The following is a 17781-nucleotide window of genomic DNA, read 5'->3' on the forward strand; positions in this document are numbered from 1 at the left end:
TATCGACGGGCGGCTTGCTGAGCCACCGAACCCGTTCGACGTCCTCGTGGATCAGATGGGTGACGGAGAGCTTGCGTGCCCAGGGTCCGCGCCTGGCGGCGCAGCGAGCGCACCCGATAGTTCGCGACGGGAGCTGATCCGCAGCTTCGTGTAGACCTTTCGCAGGTGCCATTCGACGGTGTGTGGGCTGAGGAACATCTCCGCGCCGATCTTGGGGTTCGTCATCCCGCCGGCAGCGAGCGCCGCGATCTGCGCCTCCTGCGGGGTCAGGCTGCTCGCCGACTCGGCGTCTCGTGACCGGACGTGCTCGCCCGTGGCGCGTAGCTCGCGACGAGCCCGCTGGGAGAACGCCGTGGCCCGCATCCCGTCGAACATTTCGTGGGCCATGCGAAGGTGGTCCCGCGCTAGCGTGCGCCGACGAGTTCGACGCAGCCACTCGCCGTAGAGAAGGTGGGTACGCGCCACCTCGACGACCACGCGGTCACGGGTGAACTGCTCGATGGCGGCCCGGTAGAGGTGATCTGCCTCGTCGCCCTTGGTGAGCAGAGCGCGACTGCGGGCACTGACGCCGCGCGCCCATCCAGTGTCGGCTGCGGCGGTCACCTCCACCAGCCGTGCGAGCGAGTGCCGGGCCTGGTCCAACTCACCGCATCTGGTCGCGGCCTCGACGTGCTCGACCAAGGAAAGGCCGGTGAAGTTGAACCCATCGTGCTCGATACCCGAACGTGCCGCGGCCAACGCCTCGTCGTAGCGCGCCAAGCCGTTGTACAGGACACCCTGGATGTATCCGGTAGCTCCCAGCAGCGAGACTTCGCCGCGCTGGGTGGCGTTGGCCTTGGCCTCTGCGATGATGCCGGCGGCCGCTTTCTCATCGCCGCGCCAGGCGGCCAGCACGAGTGCGGCGTAGGTGTGCGGCGCGTTGCCGGTGGCAGCAGCGATCGCGTCGGCCTCGTCGATCATTCGGGCCGCCGCAGCCGAGTCGCCATGGTGGATGTGCACGCCACCGGCGTAGATGAGCGCGGGTGGAAGATCGCCGAGGGCCCCGATGTCGCGAGCCACACGTACCGCGCGAGTGGCGAGAGTCTCCCACGCCGACAGGTCCCAGGCGTAGTGGATGAAGGACTCCAGTGCAACCGGAACGAGGAGGAGCCACCGCAAGATGGCCTCCCGGCTGTTGAGTTCCTCGCGGGCGAACGGCTCGAGAGCGCGACGAAGCGCCGGGACTCCGGTTTCGTAGCCTTCGGCGAGGAGTGCGGCCACACCGTCGAGAAGCAGGTCGGCCGGCTCGGAACTCGAGGGCGGAGCACCAGAAGCGCGGGCGGCGACTGCCACCGCGCGGGCTCCTGACGGACCATGTACCCGGCCTGCGAAGACCGTCGCGCTGATCGCCTCCAGATACGTCTCCCGTGCGAGGGGCGATTCGGCGGCCGCGAACTGTTCGGCCGCATCGAGAAGCAGAGGTGCCGCTTCGTCGCTCCTGCTCCGAGCGAAGAGAATTCTGGCACGTACCCGCGCCAGACGTGCGCTGTCCAAGTGATTCAGTGGGCAGAGACCCGCCAGCGAAGCCAGCTCCGTGGCGCGATCGGGAGAAGCTGCGGAGAAATGCGACTCGGCTGCCGCAAGGGCTCGGCGCCCGCGCTGCCACGGGTCCGGGGTGAGCTCGGCTGCGCGTTCGAGCAACACCGCCTCGGCGGCCATGCCGCCGCGCTGTCGCGCGCGCTCCGCAGCACGCTCCAGGCCTACTGCGACATCCTCGTCCGGCCCGGCGGCCGCCTGCGCGTCGTGCCAGGCCTTCCTATCCGGGTCGAGGACGGCATCCGTCGCGGTGGCAAGTGCACGATGCACCGCTCTACGATCGCGGGGATCCGCCTGGTGGTAGACAGCGGATCGGGCCAAGGGGTGCCGGAACTGGATGAACTCGCCGAACTCGATCAACCCGGCCGCCTTGGCCGGGGCGGCATCGGGCGTGACCTTCAGCGTCGCCGCCGCACGAGAACGCAGTCGGGCGTCGCCGACGGGTTCTGCGGCCGCAATCAGCAACATCGTTCGGGTCGAAGCCGGGAGTGATTCCAGCCGGAGAGCGAAGTCCCGCTCGACGAGGCTCGCCACCGGCCCCGGATCGTTCGTCGTGCCCCCGTCCATGCCGTAGGCGAGTTCTGCAGCCTTGCGGCCTCGGTAGAGCTCCAGGAGCGCCAGCGGATTCCCGTGTGTCTCGGCGACCAGCCGGTCGCGCACGCGCGCTTCGAGTCTCCCGTCCACGGCAGCCTCCAGAAGCTCGCCGGCCGCGGCGGCACCGAGTCCGCTGACCCGGACCTCCGGCAGATCGTGCAGGACTGCGTGTCCCTCGGGATCGCGGACGGCGAACACCATCGTGATCGCCTCGGCCAGCAGTCGTCTCGCCACAAACTCGAGCGTCTGCAGCGATACCCGATCGAGCCACTGGGCGTCGTCCACGACGACGAGTACCGGCCGCGTCTCGGAGGCCCGCGTGAACAAGGTCAACACGGCGAGGCCGACCAGGAAACGGTCAGGAGGATCACCGGCCGCCACCCCGAATGCGACACGGAGCGCATCGCGCTGCGGACCGGGCAACGCGTCGATCTCGACGAGGAACGGCGCGCACAGTTCGTGCAAGCCTGCGTAGGCGAGCTCCATGTCAGCCTCGATGCCTTGCGCTCGGGTGACGGTCACCCGTGACGCCCGGTCAGTCACGTACTGCAGTAGTGCTGACTTGCCGATGCCGGCCTCGCCGCGAAACACCCACACCGCAGACTCGCCCCGACCGAGGCGGGCCAGTACGTCCCTCAACAGCGCGCACTCACGTTCCCGGCCAACGAGGTTGGGCAGCGGGCTGGCACGCATGCGTGAACTCCTGGCGGGGCCGGCTGGGTCGGTTCCGAGACAGCGTCGGGAAAACGGTAGCTGTGATTGTCACAGACCGCGATGCCGAGTGGTCGAATATCACCTCGCCATACCGATGCCGGGGGTCATGTTGACAAGGCCAGCACGTCGTCACCCCGAGACCTCTCCCGGTTCGTCGGCGGATGCAGCCACTCCGCAACGTTGCGGACGTAGTCCTTGAAGATCGCGAGGCGGGTCGGGTCGGTCTTGATCTGCGCACCCGGCGTTTCGGTGACGAACGACGGCGACCCGCGGTCGATGTCCCAGTTGTAGTCGGCGAAGTGATGGAACGTCGATTCGGCGATCACCCTGCCCATCGGCCGGCCGCTGGGTCCGTGCTCGCCCTCCAGGAGGACTGCCAGGTTGAAGCGGTTGCCAGTCGCCGTGCTCCGGCCCTGCGCGAGCACGGTGGCACCAGCAACCGCGGCCGACACTCCACCCTCGTGCGGGTGCGCAGGGAACCACTCGATGCGGCCGCTGGCCGACTTGGCGGTCCGGAGCACTTCGTGCACCGGCTCCTCCGCGAACACCGGTTGATAGTCGCCGTTCGCGCCCGAGTGGTAGTTGGGCCACGATATCGACGGAGTGTCGAGGTCGTCGCACCGCGTGCTCGGATCGACCCGGGCATCGTGGAAATGATTCATCGCGCCGACCGACCCCAGCCGCAGCAGGCAGCGGCCCAGGTGCTCGTGGTCGCGTGCGGTGAGCACCCCGCCGCCGTGCTCGCGGAACCGCGTCAGCGCCTCGGCTTCGGCATCGGTCAGCCCGTCACCGACGTCGACTGCCATCAACCACACCTGGTCGAAGCCGAGTTCGTCGACGTGGCACAGCACGGGATCGTCGCCGGAGCCCGACACCCGGTTGCGAGCGATCACCTCGTGACCCGCGGTGCGCAGCTCGTCGGCCAGCAGTGCGAATCGACTGATGTCCCAGTCGTCGGGATTCGCTGCGATCGTTGTCTGCAACAGAATTCTTGACATCGGATTGAATTGCCTTTCAATGGAGTTCGGCGTAGCCGTCAAGGCCGGGATGCGCAGTTGGAAATGCCTCGCGCGTTCAGATCGCGGTGCCGCCGCCGTCGACGTGCACCGTCGAGCCAGTGATGAAACTCGAACGCGGCGAGGCGAGGAAGAGCACCGCGTGGGCAATCTCCTCCGGGTCAGCGGTTCGGCCCAGCGGTAATGCGCGGCCGAGTTCCTCGTTGGCATCGCCCCATTCCCTAACGACACCCTCGGTATTGGTGGGACCGGGGGCGACGCTGTTGACCCGAATCCCGTGTCGGCCGAACTCAGCGGCCCACGTGCGTGTGAGCGATTCGACCGCGGCCTTGGACGCGCTGTACACCGATGCGCCGGGTATCCCCTTCGACGCCACCATCGTGGTCACGTTGATGATGCAGCCGTTACCCCGTGCGATCATCCCCGGTACCAGGCCGGCGGCCAGGAAGTAGGCGCCGCGGACGTTCGTGTCGAACGTCCTCTCGAACGACGCGAGGTCTTGGTCGGTCGTGGCGGCCGCCGGGAAGCTGGCGGCGTTGTTGACCAGGACATCCACGTTCCCCGCCTGCTGTACGAGCGATCTCACGGACTCCATGTCCGATAGATCGGCCTGAACGAAGCGCACGGTCCCCGCGATCTCGGCGGCCGCGGCCTCACCCCGTCGGGCATCTCGGCCGGTAACGATGACCGAAGCACCTTCTCGTGCGAGCAATCGCGCACACGCGAAGCCGATACCCGCAGTGCCACCCGTGACCAAGGCTGTCGGAATGGTCGAATCCTCTGTAAACATTGCAATATCTCCCTATGCGATGCGCTGTTCGAGCGCGGCGACGTCATCTCTATCGAGGGCCAAGTGGGCCAGCGCGATGCGCATCCGTTGCCGGCTACGCGACACCCGCGACATGACCGTCCCCACCGGGATGTCCAGGATCGCCGCGGTCTCCGCGTACGTGTAACCCTGAACGTCGGCGTAGTACACGACCGCTTGAAACCCCTCTGGCAGAGCGGCCATGGCTGCCTTGACGTCGTCGTTGACCAACGCATCAAGCACCTGCGCCTCCGCCGAGCGATGGGCCGCCGATGAAAGCGCTGTGTCATGGGCCGTGTCGCCCTCGGTGAAGGTATCGATCGAAACCTCCAAGGGTCGGGACTGTTTCGCGCGGTGCGCGCTCACCCACCGGTTGTAGAGAATGCGGAACAGCCAGGCCCTGAGGTTCGTGCCGTCTCGGAACGTGTGCCAACCCGCGAAAGCGTGCAGCAGTGCGTCCTGCAGCAGGTCCGCAGCATCGGCGTCGTTTCGAGTCATCCGCCGTGCTCCCCGCTCGAGGACGTCGTGCAGCGGCATCACTTCACGGGCGAAGCGTGCGGCGGCGTCCTCGTCCGGTGGTGTCTTGCAGTGAACCTGCGTCGTGGTCGTCATGGTGGTCCTCCTCATCGCCGACGCGCTACCGCACCGAAGTGGGGGCGTTGTCGACCAGCCATTCCGCGAAGCGAGTGGGGAACACCGTCGCCGAGGTGGCCGGTAGCAGAGTGTGGTCATCGAGTACCACACCGAAGTAGCGAGCCCGCGGGTCCGCAAGGACACGACGCGTGTCGTTGCTCGCGCGGAGGCGGGCACGGACTATGCCGTCGAGTGGATATCGATCAGGTCCTGCCACTTCGAGGATGCCGCCTTGTGCTTCGGCCACCGCGGCCCGGACGACTGCGGTTGCGACGTCTTCGGCCGCCATCGGTTGGACGGGCGACGACGAGATTCGCACGGTGTCGCCATCGGTCGCCGAATCTGCGATGCGCCCGACGAACTCGAAGAACTGAGTGGCGCGCACGATCGAGAACGGGACGGTCGACTTGGCGACGAGTTCCTCCTGCGCCGCCTTGGCGCGGAAGTAGCCACTGGCAAGCATTCGGTCGGTGCCCACCACTGACAGTGCGACGTAGTGAGAAACCCTTGCCTCCTGTGCCGCGCTGAGCAGGTTGCGCGTACCGGTGGTGAAGAAGTCCAAGGCGGGTCCGTCTTCGAAGGAAGGGGAGTTGGACACGTCCACCACGACGTGCGCACCAAACAGCACCGCGTCGAGTCCCTCGCCCGTGAGGGTGTCGACCCCCGACGCCGGCGAGGCCGCGATTGCCTCGTGTCCGTGGTCGGCGAGCTTGGCTACTACCTTCGAACCTATGAGCCCCGTGCCGCCGATGACGACGATCTTCATGATGAACCTCCAGTTGGTGTGTTTGCCCTTGATGCTGAGATCAGCCTCGCGGGGCTCGGGGCAAAGCGAACCCCTGGACGTCCGTGGTCCGTAGTCCGTGGCGCACTACGGAGTGCGTGGCCAGGGACCGGACTACGCGCCTCGGACGGTCCGGATCGACGTGCAGCTCGGAACGCCGAAAGCTCTAAGACGGCGAAACGGAGGGCCTTGCCTGGCGCCGTGCGTTGGTCAGGCCCCGAAATGCTGAGCCATTGGCTGTGCAAGAGGGTGGTTGCTTCAGCTGGACTCGACATGCCCGGCGGCGTTGGCACACCAAGCGCCGCCGAGCAACTTCGCAACGTCGGAAACAGTCGACGCGTCGACCGCTTCTCATCCGACGGTGGGTGATCGAGTCACGATGGCGGGCGTTGAACTCGTGGGGTACGTGCGGACCACACCCCTTGACACCCGATCTCAACGGTGAGAATTGAAGGGCGGAGCCGGGTTCACACGCGCACGCCGCTAGTCGTTTCCCGCAATGTCGGTTTACTTCTGGTGGGCAAGCTGTCGCTCGGCGCGGGTCTCACTCGGCGAGTTTGCCAGTGGTGTCGACCCTGCTCATTCGAGATTCGATCTCATGCGGTATGTGAGCGATCGCCGCGTGTTCGATGCGGCCGGGACCCGACCAGACGAGGTTGACCCGTAAGGATTGGTTGAGATTCGGGAAGTCCGATCGGTTGTGGCATCCTCGAGTCTCGCGCCGCTCCAGGGCCGCCTCAAGCGTTGCTCGCGCCGCGAGAATCCCGGCTTTCAGGTCGAAGGCGTGCGCTAGGTCGGCAAATCCGGAAATGTCTGGATGGACGGCGATGTCGGTGAAACCCGCTTCGATGTCGGCCACATCGCCGAGACCCGTCTGCAATCCCCGCTCGTCGCGTACGACGCCGGCGTGCTCGGTCATCGTGTCGCGTAGGGCCCGCTGCAGGAAGCGGACGTTTACCGAGCCGTTCGCCGATAGGACCTGATCGATCTCGTCGCGGGCGTCGGACTGCGCCATCTGGCAACGGTTTTGTGCACTGAGGCGCCTCGAGTGGTTCGCCGCTGCGCGTCCGGCGATCTTCCCATATACGAGGAGCTCGATCAGCGAGTTGCCGCCGAGCCGGTTCGCGCCGTGCAGACCGCTGGATGCTTCGCCGATGGCATAGAGGCCTTCGACGTCGGTGCTGTGGTCGGCGGCCCGCACCCAGACTCCACCCATCGAGTAATGGGCAGTGGGTGCGACTTCGATCGGATCCGTGGTGACGTCGCAGAGTTGCAACTCCATCAGCGTCTGATACACCCTGGGGAGGCGTTCCATGATCTGCGCTCGCGGCAGGTGCGACACGTCGAGCCACACCCCACCTCGGGGCGTACCGCGGCCATTCTTGATCTCGGTATAGGCACCCAACGCGACGCGGTCCCGGGTTGACAGCTCCATTCTCTCGGGGTCGTAGCGCTGCATGAAGCGTTCGCCAAGGGCGTTGCGCAAGATGCCACCCTCACCCCTGGCAGCCTCCGACACGAGTGTTCCCGCGGAGTCTTCCGGCTCGATCAAGCCGGAGGGGTGGAATTGAACGAGTTCTGGATCGCGGATGCGGCCGCCCGCTTCGACCGCGAGGCGTAAGGAATCGCCCACGTTCTCGTCTCGGCGCGAGGACGTGCGCCGCCAGATCCTGGTGTGACCGCCGGTCGCGAGAATCACGGCGTCGGCGTGGATGGAGTACCGCGTGCCGTCCTGCAGGTCGAACGCATAGGCCCCGAAAACGACGTTGTCGCGGACGAGAATCTTGGTGACGTACACCGTGTCCATGGTCGGGATGGCAAGCTGAACGGCTCTATTCACCAGTGTCCGTGAAAGTTCCAGGCCGGTGTAGTCACCAGCGAACGCAGTCCGCCGGAAGGTGTGCGCACCGAAGAAGCGCTGCGAGATTCTGCCGTCACGCTCCCTGGCGAAGGCCATGCCCCAGCGCTCCAGCTCCTTGATCGAATCTGCTGCACCTTCGGTAACGACCTGCACGGTGACAGGGTCGGCAAGCATGTAGCTTTCGGTAAGTGTGTCCGCCGCATGCTGCTGCCAGCTGTCCTCGGGATCCATGGTCGCAAGTGCCGCGTTGATGCCGCCGGCCGCCAGCGTGGTGTGCGCGTCGCGCTTCGGACGCTTGCCGACCACGAGGACGTCAACACCCTGCTCCGCGAGTTCTATGGCCGCACGAAGCCCCGAACCTCCCGTCCCGATCACGAGCACCGATGTCGCTACCTGCTGTTCGGGACTCCTCATCACCGCTCCTCGAAGCTGGAAGGTTCTGGTCACTGGACGAAGGTCACCGTCTCGTCGAGTGGCGCCCGGCCAGTTCTCGCGTAACCCACCGTGATGTCCTCATACCCAATGGACATGCCGCAGAACAGCATCAACTCGTCCGGCGGTGACACCGCATCCGCCACAGTCTTGCGCACCATCGACCATGCCATCTGCGGGCAACTGTGCAGCCCTTCGGCACGAAGCAGCAGCATCACGGTCTGGAGGTACATGCCAACGTCAGCCCATTGCGGCCGGCCCATGTGCCTGTCGATGTAGCAGAACAGGGCGGCGGGCGCCCCGAAACAATCCCAGTTCGCGATGGCAGCCCGCTGTCGGGCTTCCACGTCCTGGCGTGCAATGCCTAGCGCACCGTATCGCTGTTCGCCAAATGCCGATTGTCGCGCTCGGTATGGATCTTTCATCGCTGGCGGATACAGTTCGTATTCTCTATCGTCCCAGGGATCGCCGGCCGCAACACGCTCCACGGCGAGTTTCTTGAGCTCGCCGAGCTTGGCACCGGTCAATACGTAGGAGCGCCATGGCTGCACGTTGGATCCGGACGGGGCCCAGGCGGCAGCCTCCAGCACCCGCTCGAGCGTCGTTAGGGGCACCGGTTGATCGGTGAATCCGCGCACCGCCCTGCGGCTTCTTACTGCCTCGTATACGTCCATTGCGTCGCCTATCTTGTAGCTGTTGTGCCAGTGAGCAAGCCGGTGTTTCGTCGAGAGTCCGTCCACCTTTGCTTGCTCGTGCCCAAACGGGTGACCGTGGGGCACCATCTGCCGTGCCCTTCTCAGTCCTGCTCGAGCCAAGCCTTTGAACACCAGAACGGATCGATGATCGCGAATTCATCCACGGGGTCGTGCTTCGTGTCAGCGAGGTGGAACCAACGCGAGTCGCCGTGCAGCGATCCGTCGATCGAGGGGCGGCCCCTCTTGCGCAGTTGTCATCTCGCATGAACACCATCTGCGCCACACCGCAGAATCACCGCACCGCAATGCCACGGGACGTGGGAGGTGTTCGTCGGCACCGGCGAACAGGGCCTCTCGGCCGCGAGGTTTACCGTTGGGGCTGTCTTCGCCTCACCGGCACACTAGATCGAGTGGCGTTTCGCGAAGTCCCACGCGATGGTGCTGGCGTCAGGGCCCGCGTGGTCGGTGAATACGCCTTCGCCGGTCGCACCGGGCCACGCATGACCCAAACCCTCGACGAGATACGACTCGATGAACGAAAACCCCTCGGCAGCAGTGCGAGTGGTCCGCGTGTATGCGAGCGTGTTCGATGTCGATGGCACCACGTGTGTTCTCTCGATCATGCGCAGGCTGCGGTTCAGTAGGCCGTCGTCGATCAAGTCGTTCACTGCAGTCCAGTGCGCGACGAGACGGCTCCCGACCACTGGCGGAACCACCTCGTCGTCGTCACCCTGAATGACGAGCAAGGGCAAATGTCTGGCACGGTCGCCCATTTGGGCCCACGCCTGACGCGCGGTGTACTCCGGCGGTGTGGATCCCGGATCGTCGGGCGACACCTGGTTCAGGCCATATTCGCCGCCGGCGACCGACGTGACGGACGCGAACACGTCGGGGTAGGTCACCGCGAGTATGACGGCTGTGCCCGCCCCCGACGACGCTCCGACGACGTGGACGCGGCGAGGGTCGGCTCCGTACTCGTCGATGACCTGCTGGACGACACCGGCGAGCAGGGCAGGCTCTCCGCTGCCACGGTGTTGTTCCCGCGGGTCCGTCGAGTCCCAACAGTTGACTGCGCTGCGGAACAGTCGCTGTGTCGGATAGACGACGATGAAGCCCTCGCGGTCAGCCAAGCGGTTGAATTGCGTCGTGGCCTTCATCGAGTTCCACCCGAATCCGGTCATGCCGCAGCCATGTATCGCCATCATCACAGGAAGCGCGGTCGTGCCGTCGTAATGAGGCGGGAGATGAACTTGGTAGCGCTGGTGATGGCCGTCGCCGTGGAATACGTGATTGCTGTCGCCTGCACGCATCGACCATGGTGCGCCGAACTGAAACGCGGCGGTCGCCGCCATCATGATCATGGCCAGTGCCATCACAATGGCCGAGAATCTTCGCCGGTGCCGACCCCTCCTGGGTGGCGAGACGCGGATGGCCGTGCAGAGCCGCGTGGGCTTGCGAGCGCGGTGCCAGGCGTTCAACATCTCTCCATCGGTAGCGTTTAGCTCCGTGGCGACGCCGGCTTGACCGTGCAGCGACACCGCGGCACCGCTGTGGCCGTGTTCATGACGCGGTCGCAGATCGACGGCGCGAACGGCCGTCCGCATCGTCGGTTCGCGCATTGGAGGCCAGTAGCATCTCCAAGCTGGCGATAGCCACGTCGACGGCGGCGTCGAGCCGGGCCTGCGGCACTCCTGCGGCGGCTTGGACCGCAAGCCCTTGTCCGATCGTCACGGCGAATCCCGCCAACGCCTCGGTGTCGCTGCATGGCGCATCGTCAGCCGCCGCTAGGGCTTCGGCGATGGCTTCCTCGATCCCCTGGCGATACTCGGCGAGCAGCTGCGGTATGCGCGCGTTGCTCGGCCCGCAGGAAATGCCGCCTTGAATGGACAGACACCCCAACGCGTTCCCCGCACGCACAGCCCTGGCGGTGTCACGCAAATACGACTCGAGGATGTCGTAGGCGCTAGATTTCGCCAGCACCTGACGCAGATGTTCGTGGTAGCGGCGGCCGTAACGCTCCAGCGCACGGACGAAGAGTTCCTCTTTGCTGCCGAACACGGCATACATACTCGGCTTGTTGATTCCCATCGCCTCGGTGAGTTCGGCCAGGGACGCGCCTTCGTAGCCGAGACGCCAGAAGACGTCGATGGCCCCATCGAGCGCCTGGCCCTCGTCGAACGAGCGTGGCCGGCCTCCCGCATGCCGTTGCTCTGCGCCCATGCGGCTCAGTCTATCCCCGCACCTCGGACACCTCTACCGAACGGTACAAAACTGATATGGTGCGACTGCAACCGATCGGTACAAAACTGGAGGAACTCATGTCGGACCTGACCGGAAAGACCGCACTCGTCACCGGAGCCACATCCGGGATCGGCCTCGCCGCAGCACGGGCGCTCGCGCAGCAGGGGGCCTACGTCTTCCTCGTCGGACGTCGCCAAGACGCCCTCGCCGACGCCGTGTCCAGCATCGGCGCAGATCTGGCCCAGGCCATTCAGGCCGACGTGACCGAGCAGAGCGATCTCGACCGTGTCGCGGCCACCATCGAAGCCACGGGCCGCCGGCTGGACGTCGTCTTCGCCAACGCGGGAATCAACGAGTTCGCGACGTTGGGCAGTCTCACGTGGGAGCACCACAGAAAGATCTTCGACACGAATGTCGGCGGGGTGATCTTCGCGGTGCAGGCCGCCCTTCCGCTGCTGCGCGAGGGCGCGTCGATCATCCTGTGCGGCTCCAACGGCGACGTCAAGGCGTTACCCGGCGCCAGCGTGTATGCCGCGTCCAAGGCCGCGATCCGGTCCCTGGCTCGCAGCTGGGCCGCAGAACTCGTCGACCGCAGGATCCGCGTCAACGTCGTCGCTCCGGGACTCACCGAGACACCCGGCCTGGCCGATCTCTTCACCGGGGCCGACGCCGCACTGGCCGACATGACCTCCACCGTGCCCATGAAACGCCGTGCGCGCGCCGAGGAGATCGGCAGTGTGATCACCTTCCTGGCCTCCGACGGAAGTTCGTACATGACCGGCTCCGAGGTCTACGTCGATGGTGGCGTCAGTCAGTTCTGACACGTTGAGCGCTCGAAAGGAGTCCCACACAGGTGACCGACACCACGCATCCACCCGCAGATCCGAACCCGCCCACTCTGGCCGAGGACCTACTTCTCCTTCTGTTCCAGCCGGAGTCAGGAACCATCGCCGGGGAGACCACCCTGTACTACGTACTCGGCGCAGCGGTGCTCGCCGAGATGGCACTCGACGGTGGCATCACGGCCACGACGGAACGCCATGGCACCGTGACCGTGGCTGCCGCACAACGGGACCGGCCGTCAGACGAACTGTTCCACTCGGCGTGGGAATACGTGTCCGGACGACCGCGGGGAGTTCAAGCCGTCCTTGCCTCGATCGGTCCGACGCTGCGGCGTCCCGTGTTGGAGCGTCTGATCGCTCGCGGCGATGTCCGCGAGGAGAAGCGCAAGGCACTGGGCCTCTTCACGATCACCACCCTGATCGACGGCGGAACCCAGCGACGCGCGGATCTCATGAGGAGTGTCCGTGCGGTACTCGTCGACGACGCCACGCCCACACCGCGTGTTGCTGCGCTTGCCGCTCTGCTCTGGGGAAGCGGCGCGCTGCCGCAATTTCATCCGCAGATTCCCTGGAACTCAGCCGTCATCGCCCGCGCGGAGCAACTCGGACGCGGCAACTTCGGCGCAGCGGCGGCTGGCGAGGCAGTGACATGCACGATGACCGCGATCCTCTTCAACAGCGTCATCGTCGCGACCACGGCGCCCCCACCGCAATGACACGACGATTGCAGCGGGGGACGGCGACCCCGAGAAATCGACGAGATGAGCTTAATTGCAACGGAAGTGGTCCGCTTGTGGATCGCGGGCAGTGTCAGCAGGCAGCGGCGGCCCGAAGACTTCACGCCACTGGGCACCCTTGTCGGGTCACAAGACGGCGGCGGATGACTGGCTGAGAGCGAGCACGTGCTCTACTTTCGCGCGCATCAGCGGCGTTTCGGCGATCAACTACGTCCGCCTGCCGGTAGTGGGGACCGGGTTGACCTTCCGGATGCGGTTTGTAGGGATCATCGAGCAGGGCCATCGCCGGCGGCTGAACGGTTCGTGCGCGGACAACGCGACGACACGCCAGGAGGAAGCATGCGCAGGTGCTATGCACACCGGCGAGACGTCCCACAACCTGCCGAGGTCTAGCGTGGGCGCAATGAGCTTGTTCAGCCACGAGGAGTTTCGCGACCCGGACGAGGGCGTCGCTGGCGGCGCTAGTGGTGGGGCCCTTGAGAGGGCTCGCGGTGCTGATGTCGACGTATTCGGATCAGATGATCCGGTGGTCGTTGGTCCGGGGCTACCGCCCGAGGATGGTTCTTGCGGTCAGTTCGCCGTGCAGTTTCACGTGTCGACGTCAATGCTGTTCGGGTTGAGGCGTATTGCTGACATGCGCGGGGTCAGCGTGCCGGAGGTGTGCCGGCAGGTCATCGGTGTGTTCGTCGCCCAGCAGGAGGGCGAATTGAGTGCGTTGCTCGCTGCTGAGGCCGAAGTAGCGGACTATCGGCCGAGTTTGGGTGAGGCGTAGGCGCACCCTGACGCGGTGTACTCCTCCGAAGGAATACCTACCCCCCGTGCGCCATATTCGTGAAGCGCGACAGGTGCAACTGATGGGCAACGGTGATCGTCTTCGTCGGTCCCGCACGGTGTTTGGCGATGATGAGGTCGGCCTCGCCGCCGCGCGGGTCGTCGCGCTCGAACGCGTCGGGGCGGTGCAGCAGCACCACCATGTCCGCGTCCTGCTCGATGGATCCCGACTCACGGAGGTCGGCGAGCATCGGCTTCTTGTCGGTGCGCTGCTCGGGGCCACGGTTCAGCTGGCTCATCGCGATCACCGGGACCTCGAGTTCCTTCGCCAAAAGCTTGATCTGGCGGGAGAACTCGGACACTTCCTGCTGGCGTGACTCGACCTTCTTGCCCGACGTCATCAGCTGCAGGTAGTCGATGACGACGAGTCGCAGGTCGGTCTTCTGCGCCAATCGTCGTGCCTTGGCGCGGATCTCCATCATCGTCAGGTTCGGCGAGTCGTCGATGTAGAGCGGCGCCTCGCTGATCTCACTCATGCGGCGGGCGAGCTTCGCCCAGTCGTCGTCGCTCATCCGGCCCGAACGCATGTCGGCAAGCTTGATCTTCGCCTCCGCCGACAGCAGACGCATGACGATCTCGGTCTTGCTCATCTCGAGGGAGAACAGGATGCTCGTCTGCCGGTTCTTGATCGAGCACGACCGCAGGAAGTCCAGGCCCAGCGTCGAATTGTGCGTCGGGATCATGCCCTCGCCGGCGAGGTACAGGTGCGACTCGTTGTCGACCTGGATGCACCGCACCGGCACGCTGTCGATCGGCCGCACCCACGCCACGTACACCGGCGGCGCGAGCAGCGCCGTGCGACGCCCCGAGCCGCCGGGCGGGGTCGCGGGGATCATCCGGTCGGCGCCGCCGCGCAGCTCCTCCGTCGTGCGGATCCCGGACTCGGTGGGCCACTGGTGCTCGGCGTCGGCGACGATGAACGTCCCGTCGGAGAACTCGACCTCGTAGCAGGGCCGGCCGACCATGACCTCCGTCGCCGCGACCACCCGGGTGGGCTGACCGTCGGCGCCGATCACGTGGTCGTCGACCCGGACCTCGCCCATCGTGGTCCAGCCGGTGGGGGTGGGCAACGGGGTGTCCAGCGCCAGCGCCTTACCCATGCCGGGCCGGGCGGCGATGATGATCATCTGCCCGGGATGCAGACCGTTGGTGCACTCGTCGAACTCGGTGAAGCCGGTCGGCACACCGCGGGCGATACCACCCTGGGAGGCGATGGCGTCGATCTCGTCCATCGTGGGCTGCAGCATCGCCTCGAGCGGCACGAAGTCCTCGGACGTGCGGCCCTCGGTGACGTTGTAGATCTCCGACTGGGCCCGGTCGACCACGTCGGCCACGTCGGCGCCGTCGGCACCCGCATAGCCGTACTGGACGACGCGCGTGCCGGCCTCGACGAGACGGCGCAGCAGCGACTTCTCCGCGACGATGCCCGCGTAGAAGCCGGCGTTGGCGGCGGTCGGCACCGTCGAGATCAGGGTGTGCAGGTACGGGTGCCCGCCGATGCGCTTGAGCAGGCTGCGCCGCTCGAGTTCGGCGGCCACGGTGACAGCGTCGGCGGGCTCGCCGCGGCTGTAGAGGTCGAGGATGACGTCGTAGACGTTCTGGTGCGCGGGACGGTAGAAGTCGCCGGGACGGAGCTTCTCCAGCACGTCGGCGATGGCGTCCTTGGACAGCAGCATGCCGCCCAGAACCGACTGCTCGGCAGCCATGTCCTGCGGCGGTTGGCGCCCGTAGTCCTCGCTCGCCGGCGGTGCCTCCGCGCTCGAACGTCCAAGGTCATCGACGACGGCCACTAGGCGTCCCACCTCCCCTATGCCTGCATCGAACATGCATTCGACGTCACTCCCCCGCGACGATAGAACGACCCACCGACAACCGCGACGTCGCGGTCCGGAGCGGTCCACCTCGCGGGCCCGACGTCGCCACCGAGGTGGCGCCGGGGCACAACGTTAGACGTTGCTGGACCCACCGCAAGGCAGCCCTGTTGATAGACCTGGGGATGGCGTGTGGATAGAACAGGTCGAGCATGTTGGGGCATTGGGGAGAACCTGTGCACAACTCGCGACATAATCGACGTCTGCGCAGATCACGGGGTTGTAGGCACCCGCTACAACTGTGGATGCAAAGTCGTCGGCGTGTCGCCTCCGGGTTGACTTCCCGGGCGTGTTGCGTTGCCGGGACGAGCCGTCGAGGTTAACAGTCGGTTGCTTCGCTGGCGTGCGATTCGCAGCGGAGATTCGCCAGCGGACACAGCAACGCCCGGGTGAAGATCGATCTGGTCTTCACCCGGGCGTATTGACGCTGGGGTAATTATTCCGCGACGACGCTCAGCGACAGCGTCGCGTTCACCTCGGGGTGCAGACGCACGGTGATCGGGTAGGTACCGACCGACTTGATGTGCGCCTTGGGCAGCTCCACGGTGCGCCTGTCCAGGTTCGGACCGCCCGCCTTCTTGATCGCACCGACGACGTCGGTGTTGGTGACGGAGCCGAACAGCTTGCCGCCGCCCTTGCCCGACGTGCGCACCGGCAGCGACACCGACTCGAGCGCCTCGATGGCGGTCTTGAGTTCGGCGGCGTGCTCGTGGTCGCGGACGGTCTTGGTCTCGCGGGCCCGGCGAATCTCGGCTGCCTGACGCTCGGCGCCACGCGACGCCAGGATCGCCAGACCGCGGGGCAGCAGGAAGTTCCGGCCGTAGCCGTCCTTCACCTCGACGGTGTCGCCCGCCGTGCCCAGATGGTCGACCTCTGCGGTGAGAATCAGTTTCATCGCAAGCCTCCCTATCGCGTCGCAGAACTGAAGGGCAGCAGAGCAACCTCGCGCGAGTTCTTCACCGCGATGGCGATGTCACGCTGGTGCTGCACGCAGTTGCCGGTGACCCGGCGGGCACGGATCTTGCCGCGCTCGCTGATGTAGGTCCGCAGCAACGCGGTGTCCTTGTAGTCGATCTTCTGCAGCTTGCCCTTCTTGGAGCAGAACACGCACTTGCGTGTCTTGACCGGCTTCTCAGGAGCCGGCCGACGCTTGCTCGTCGTCTTGGCCATGTCTTTCTCTTTCGTCGTACTCAGTGGGCGTCGTCAGACGCCGGGATTTGTCTAGAAGGGCGGTTCGTCGTCGGCGCCGTTGAACGAACCCGACGCGGGCGCGCTGCCCCACGGGTCGTCCTTGGGCGGCTCGGACGGACGTGAGCCGCCGCCACCGCCGCCACCGCGACTGGCCTTGTTGACCTTCGCCGTGGCGTACTTCAGGGAGGGACCGATCTCGTCGACCTCGAGTTCCACGACGGTGCGCTTCTCACCTTCGCGGGTCTCGAACGAACGCTGCTTGAGCCGGCCGCTGACGATCACGCGCGATCCGCGGGTGAGGCTCTCGGCCACGTTCTCGGCCGCTTCCCGCCAGATGTTGCAGCGGAGGAACAGCGCTTCGCCGTCCTTCCACTCGCTGGTCTGACGATCGAACGTGCGCGGGGTCGATGCGACCGTGAAGTTCGCAACGGCCGCGCCCGACGGCGTGAACCGCAGTTCGGGATCGGCAGTCAGGTTTCCGATGACCGTGATGACGGTGTCACCAGCCACGATGTCCTCCTGGAGATGTGTTGTCGGCTATTCGCACGAAGCACTGTCGCCGGCGTTCGTGCGGATGGGGAAGCAGTCGCAGGTGAGCCTACGGAAGTGCCCCGACGCGCACAGGCCGTCGATGTATCTCAGTGCTTGTCGGTCCGCATCACCTTGGTCCGCAGGACGGACTCGTTGAGGTTGAGCTGGCGATCCAGCTCGGACACCGTGGCCGGTTCGGCCTTCACGTCGACGATGGCGTAGATGCCCTCGGCGTGCTTGCGGATCTCGTAGGCCAGCCGGCGGCGGCCCCAGATGTCGACCTTGTCGACCGAGCCGCCGTCCTTGCGGATGACGTTCAAGAACGTCTCCAACGACGGGGAAACAGTCCGCTCGTCGAGCGTGGGATCGAGGATGATCATGATTTCGTATGGACGCATGAGTAACCCATCACCTCCTATGGTCGT

At 65.9% G+C, this 17781-nt stretch carries 17 protein-coding genes; 3 read left to right on the plus strand and 14 right to left on the minus strand.

Going from position 1 to position 17781, the window contains the following annotated elements:
• Nucleotides 1–51: 51 nt before the first annotated feature.
• The 9 genes from AC1MEY_RS23870 to AC1MEY_RS23910 form a co-directional block, all read right to left on the minus strand.
• Nucleotides 52–2862 carry a helix-turn-helix transcriptional regulator gene (locus tag AC1MEY_RS23870; RefSeq protein ID WP_480227844.1) on the minus strand — a complete coding sequence of 937 codons (2811 nt, stop codon included), beginning with the start codon at nt 2860–2862 and terminating at the stop codon, nt 52–54.
• A 125-nt stretch (nt 2863–2987) separates the two neighbouring features.
• Nucleotides 2988–3881, minus strand: a complete 894-nt coding sequence (locus tag AC1MEY_RS23875; RefSeq protein WP_480227845.1) for a hypothetical protein — start codon at nt 3879–3881, stop codon at nt 2988–2990.
• 76 nt (nt 3882–3957) lie between these two features.
• Nucleotides 3958–4689: an SDR family NAD(P)-dependent oxidoreductase gene (locus tag AC1MEY_RS23880; RefSeq protein ID WP_480227846.1), complete on the minus strand. Its 732-nt coding sequence runs from the start codon at nt 4687–4689 to the stop codon at nt 3958–3960.
• Between the two features lie 12 nt (nt 4690–4701).
• Nucleotides 4702–5319, minus strand: coding sequence for a sigma-70 family RNA polymerase sigma factor (locus tag AC1MEY_RS23885; protein WP_480227847.1), 618 nt, complete (start codon nt 5317–5319; stop codon nt 4702–4704).
• 25 nt (nt 5320–5344) lie between these two features.
• Entirely contained in the window at nt 5345–6106 is a 762-nt protein-coding gene (locus AC1MEY_RS23890) for an SDR family oxidoreductase (RefSeq protein ID WP_480227848.1), read from the minus strand.
• 562 nt (nt 6107–6668) lie between these two features.
• Nucleotides 6669–8399 (minus strand): FAD-dependent oxidoreductase, encoded by a 1731-nt coding sequence (locus tag AC1MEY_RS23895; protein WP_480227849.1) that lies wholly within the window; start codon nt 8397–8399, stop codon nt 6669–6671.
• 29 nt (nt 8400–8428) lie between these two features.
• Nucleotides 8429–9091 (minus strand): nitroreductase family protein, encoded by a 663-nt coding sequence (locus AC1MEY_RS23900; protein ID WP_480231643.1) that lies wholly within the window; start codon nt 9089–9091, stop codon nt 8429–8431.
• 422 nt (nt 9092–9513) lie between these two features.
• Nucleotides 9514–10731, minus strand: a complete 1218-nt coding sequence (locus AC1MEY_RS23905) for an extracellular catalytic domain type 1 short-chain-length polyhydroxyalkanoate depolymerase (protein ID WP_480227850.1) — start codon at nt 10729–10731, stop codon at nt 9514–9516.
• Nucleotides 10673–11332: a TetR/AcrR family transcriptional regulator gene (locus AC1MEY_RS23910; protein ID WP_480227851.1), complete on the minus strand. Its 660-nt coding sequence runs from the start codon at nt 11330–11332 to the stop codon at nt 10673–10675. The genes AC1MEY_RS23905 and AC1MEY_RS23910 overlap by 59 nt, the downstream gene beginning before the upstream one ends.
• A gap of 98 nt (nt 11333–11430) precedes the next feature.
• Between AC1MEY_RS23910 and AC1MEY_RS23915 the strand changes: the two genes are divergently transcribed.
• The 3 genes from AC1MEY_RS23915 to AC1MEY_RS23925 all read left to right on the plus strand — a co-directional run bounded on the left by AC1MEY_RS23915 (nt 11431) and on the right by AC1MEY_RS23925 (nt 13704).
• A complete protein-coding gene (locus tag AC1MEY_RS23915; protein WP_480231644.1) occupies nt 11431–12174 on the plus strand; it encodes an SDR family NAD(P)-dependent oxidoreductase in 744 nt (247 codons plus the stop codon).
• A 32-nt stretch (nt 12175–12206) separates the two neighbouring features.
• The gene (locus tag AC1MEY_RS23920; protein WP_480227852.1) at nt 12207–12911 is read left to right on the plus strand and encodes a GOLPH3/VPS74 family protein; all 705 of its coding nucleotides are present in this window, start codon (nt 12207–12209) and stop codon (nt 12909–12911) included.
• A gap of 424 nt (nt 12912–13335) precedes the next feature.
• Entirely contained in the window at nt 13336–13704 is a 369-nt protein-coding gene (locus tag AC1MEY_RS23925; protein WP_480227853.1) for a hypothetical protein, read from the plus strand.
• A gap of 37 nt (nt 13705–13741) precedes the next feature.
• Here the strand turns inward: AC1MEY_RS23925 and dnaB are convergent, their stop codons facing one another.
• The 5 genes from dnaB to rpsF form a co-directional block, all read right to left on the minus strand.
• Nucleotides 13742–15553, minus strand: coding sequence for a replicative DNA helicase (gene dnaB / locus AC1MEY_RS23930; protein ID WP_480227854.1), 1812 nt, complete (start codon nt 15551–15553; stop codon nt 13742–13744).
• Between the two features lie 517 nt (nt 15554–16070).
• A complete protein-coding gene (gene rplI / locus AC1MEY_RS23935; protein WP_480227855.1) occupies nt 16071–16529 on the minus strand; it encodes a 50S ribosomal protein L9 in 459 nt (152 codons plus the stop codon).
• Nucleotides 16530–16540: 11 nt separating this feature from the next.
• On the minus strand, nt 16541–16804 hold the full coding sequence (gene rpsR / locus AC1MEY_RS23940) for a 30S ribosomal protein S18 (RefSeq protein ID WP_480227856.1): 264 nt from the start codon (nt 16802–16804) through the stop codon (nt 16541–16543).
• A gap of 51 nt (nt 16805–16855) precedes the next feature.
• Nucleotides 16856–17335, minus strand: a complete 480-nt coding sequence (locus AC1MEY_RS23945) for a single-stranded DNA-binding protein (protein ID WP_480227857.1) — start codon at nt 17333–17335, stop codon at nt 16856–16858.
• A gap of 128 nt (nt 17336–17463) precedes the next feature.
• Entirely contained in the window at nt 17464–17754 is a 291-nt protein-coding gene (gene rpsF, locus AC1MEY_RS23950; protein ID WP_163796068.1) for a 30S ribosomal protein S6, read from the minus strand.
• Between the last annotated feature and the right edge of the window lie 27 nt (nt 17755–17781).

The sequence above is a fragment of the Mycobacterium sp. PTI7 genome (genome assembly GCF_056679845.1).

Excerpts from the sequence above, each read along its gene's own strand:
- AC1MEY_RS23870 (WP_480227844.1), bottom strand. The coding sequence starts at position 2,862 with ATGCGTGCCAGCCCGCTGCCCAACCTCGTTGGCCGGGAACGTGAGTGC.
- AC1MEY_RS23895 (WP_480227849.1), bottom strand. The coding sequence starts at position 8,399 with ATGAGGAGTCCCGAACAGCAGGTAGCGACATCGGTGCTCGTGATCGGG.
- AC1MEY_RS23910 (WP_480227851.1), bottom strand. The coding sequence starts at position 11,332 with ATGGGCGCAGAGCAACGGCATGCGGGAGGCCGGCCACGCTCGTTCGAC.
- AC1MEY_RS23885 (WP_480227847.1), bottom strand. The coding sequence starts at position 5,319 with ATGACGACCACGACGCAGGTTCACTGCAAGACACCACCGGACGAGGAC.
- AC1MEY_RS23880 (WP_480227846.1), bottom strand. The coding sequence starts at position 4,689 with ATGTTTACAGAGGATTCGACCATTCCGACAGCCTTGGTCACGGGTGGC.
- AC1MEY_RS23875 (WP_480227845.1), bottom strand. The coding sequence starts at position 3,881 with ATGTCAAGAATTCTGTTGCAGACAACGATCGCAGCGAATCCCGACGAC.
- AC1MEY_RS23905 (WP_480227850.1), bottom strand. The coding sequence starts at position 10,731 with ATGCGCGAACCGACGATGCGGACGGCCGTTCGCGCCGTCGATCTGCGA.
- AC1MEY_RS23890 (WP_480227848.1), bottom strand. The coding sequence starts at position 6,106 with ATGAAGATCGTCGTCATCGGCGGCACGGGGCTCATAGGTTCGAAGGTA.
- AC1MEY_RS23925 (WP_480227853.1), top strand. The coding sequence starts at position 13,336 with ATGAGCTTGTTCAGCCACGAGGAGTTTCGCGACCCGGACGAGGGCGTC.
- AC1MEY_RS23915 (WP_480231644.1), top strand. The coding sequence starts at position 11,431 with ATGTCGGACCTGACCGGAAAGACCGCACTCGTCACCGGAGCCACATCC.
- AC1MEY_RS23900 (WP_480231643.1), bottom strand. The coding sequence starts at position 9,091 with ATGGACGTATACGAGGCAGTAAGAAGCCGCAGGGCGGTGCGCGGATTC.
- rpsF (WP_163796068.1), bottom strand. The coding sequence starts at position 17,754 with ATGCGTCCATACGAAATCATGATCATCCTCGATCCCACGCTCGACGAG.
- rpsR (WP_480227856.1), bottom strand. The coding sequence starts at position 16,804 with ATGGCCAAGACGACGAGCAAGCGTCGGCCGGCTCCTGAGAAGCCGGTC.
- rplI (WP_480227855.1), bottom strand. The coding sequence starts at position 16,529 with ATGAAACTGATTCTCACCGCAGAGGTCGACCATCTGGGCACGGCGGGC.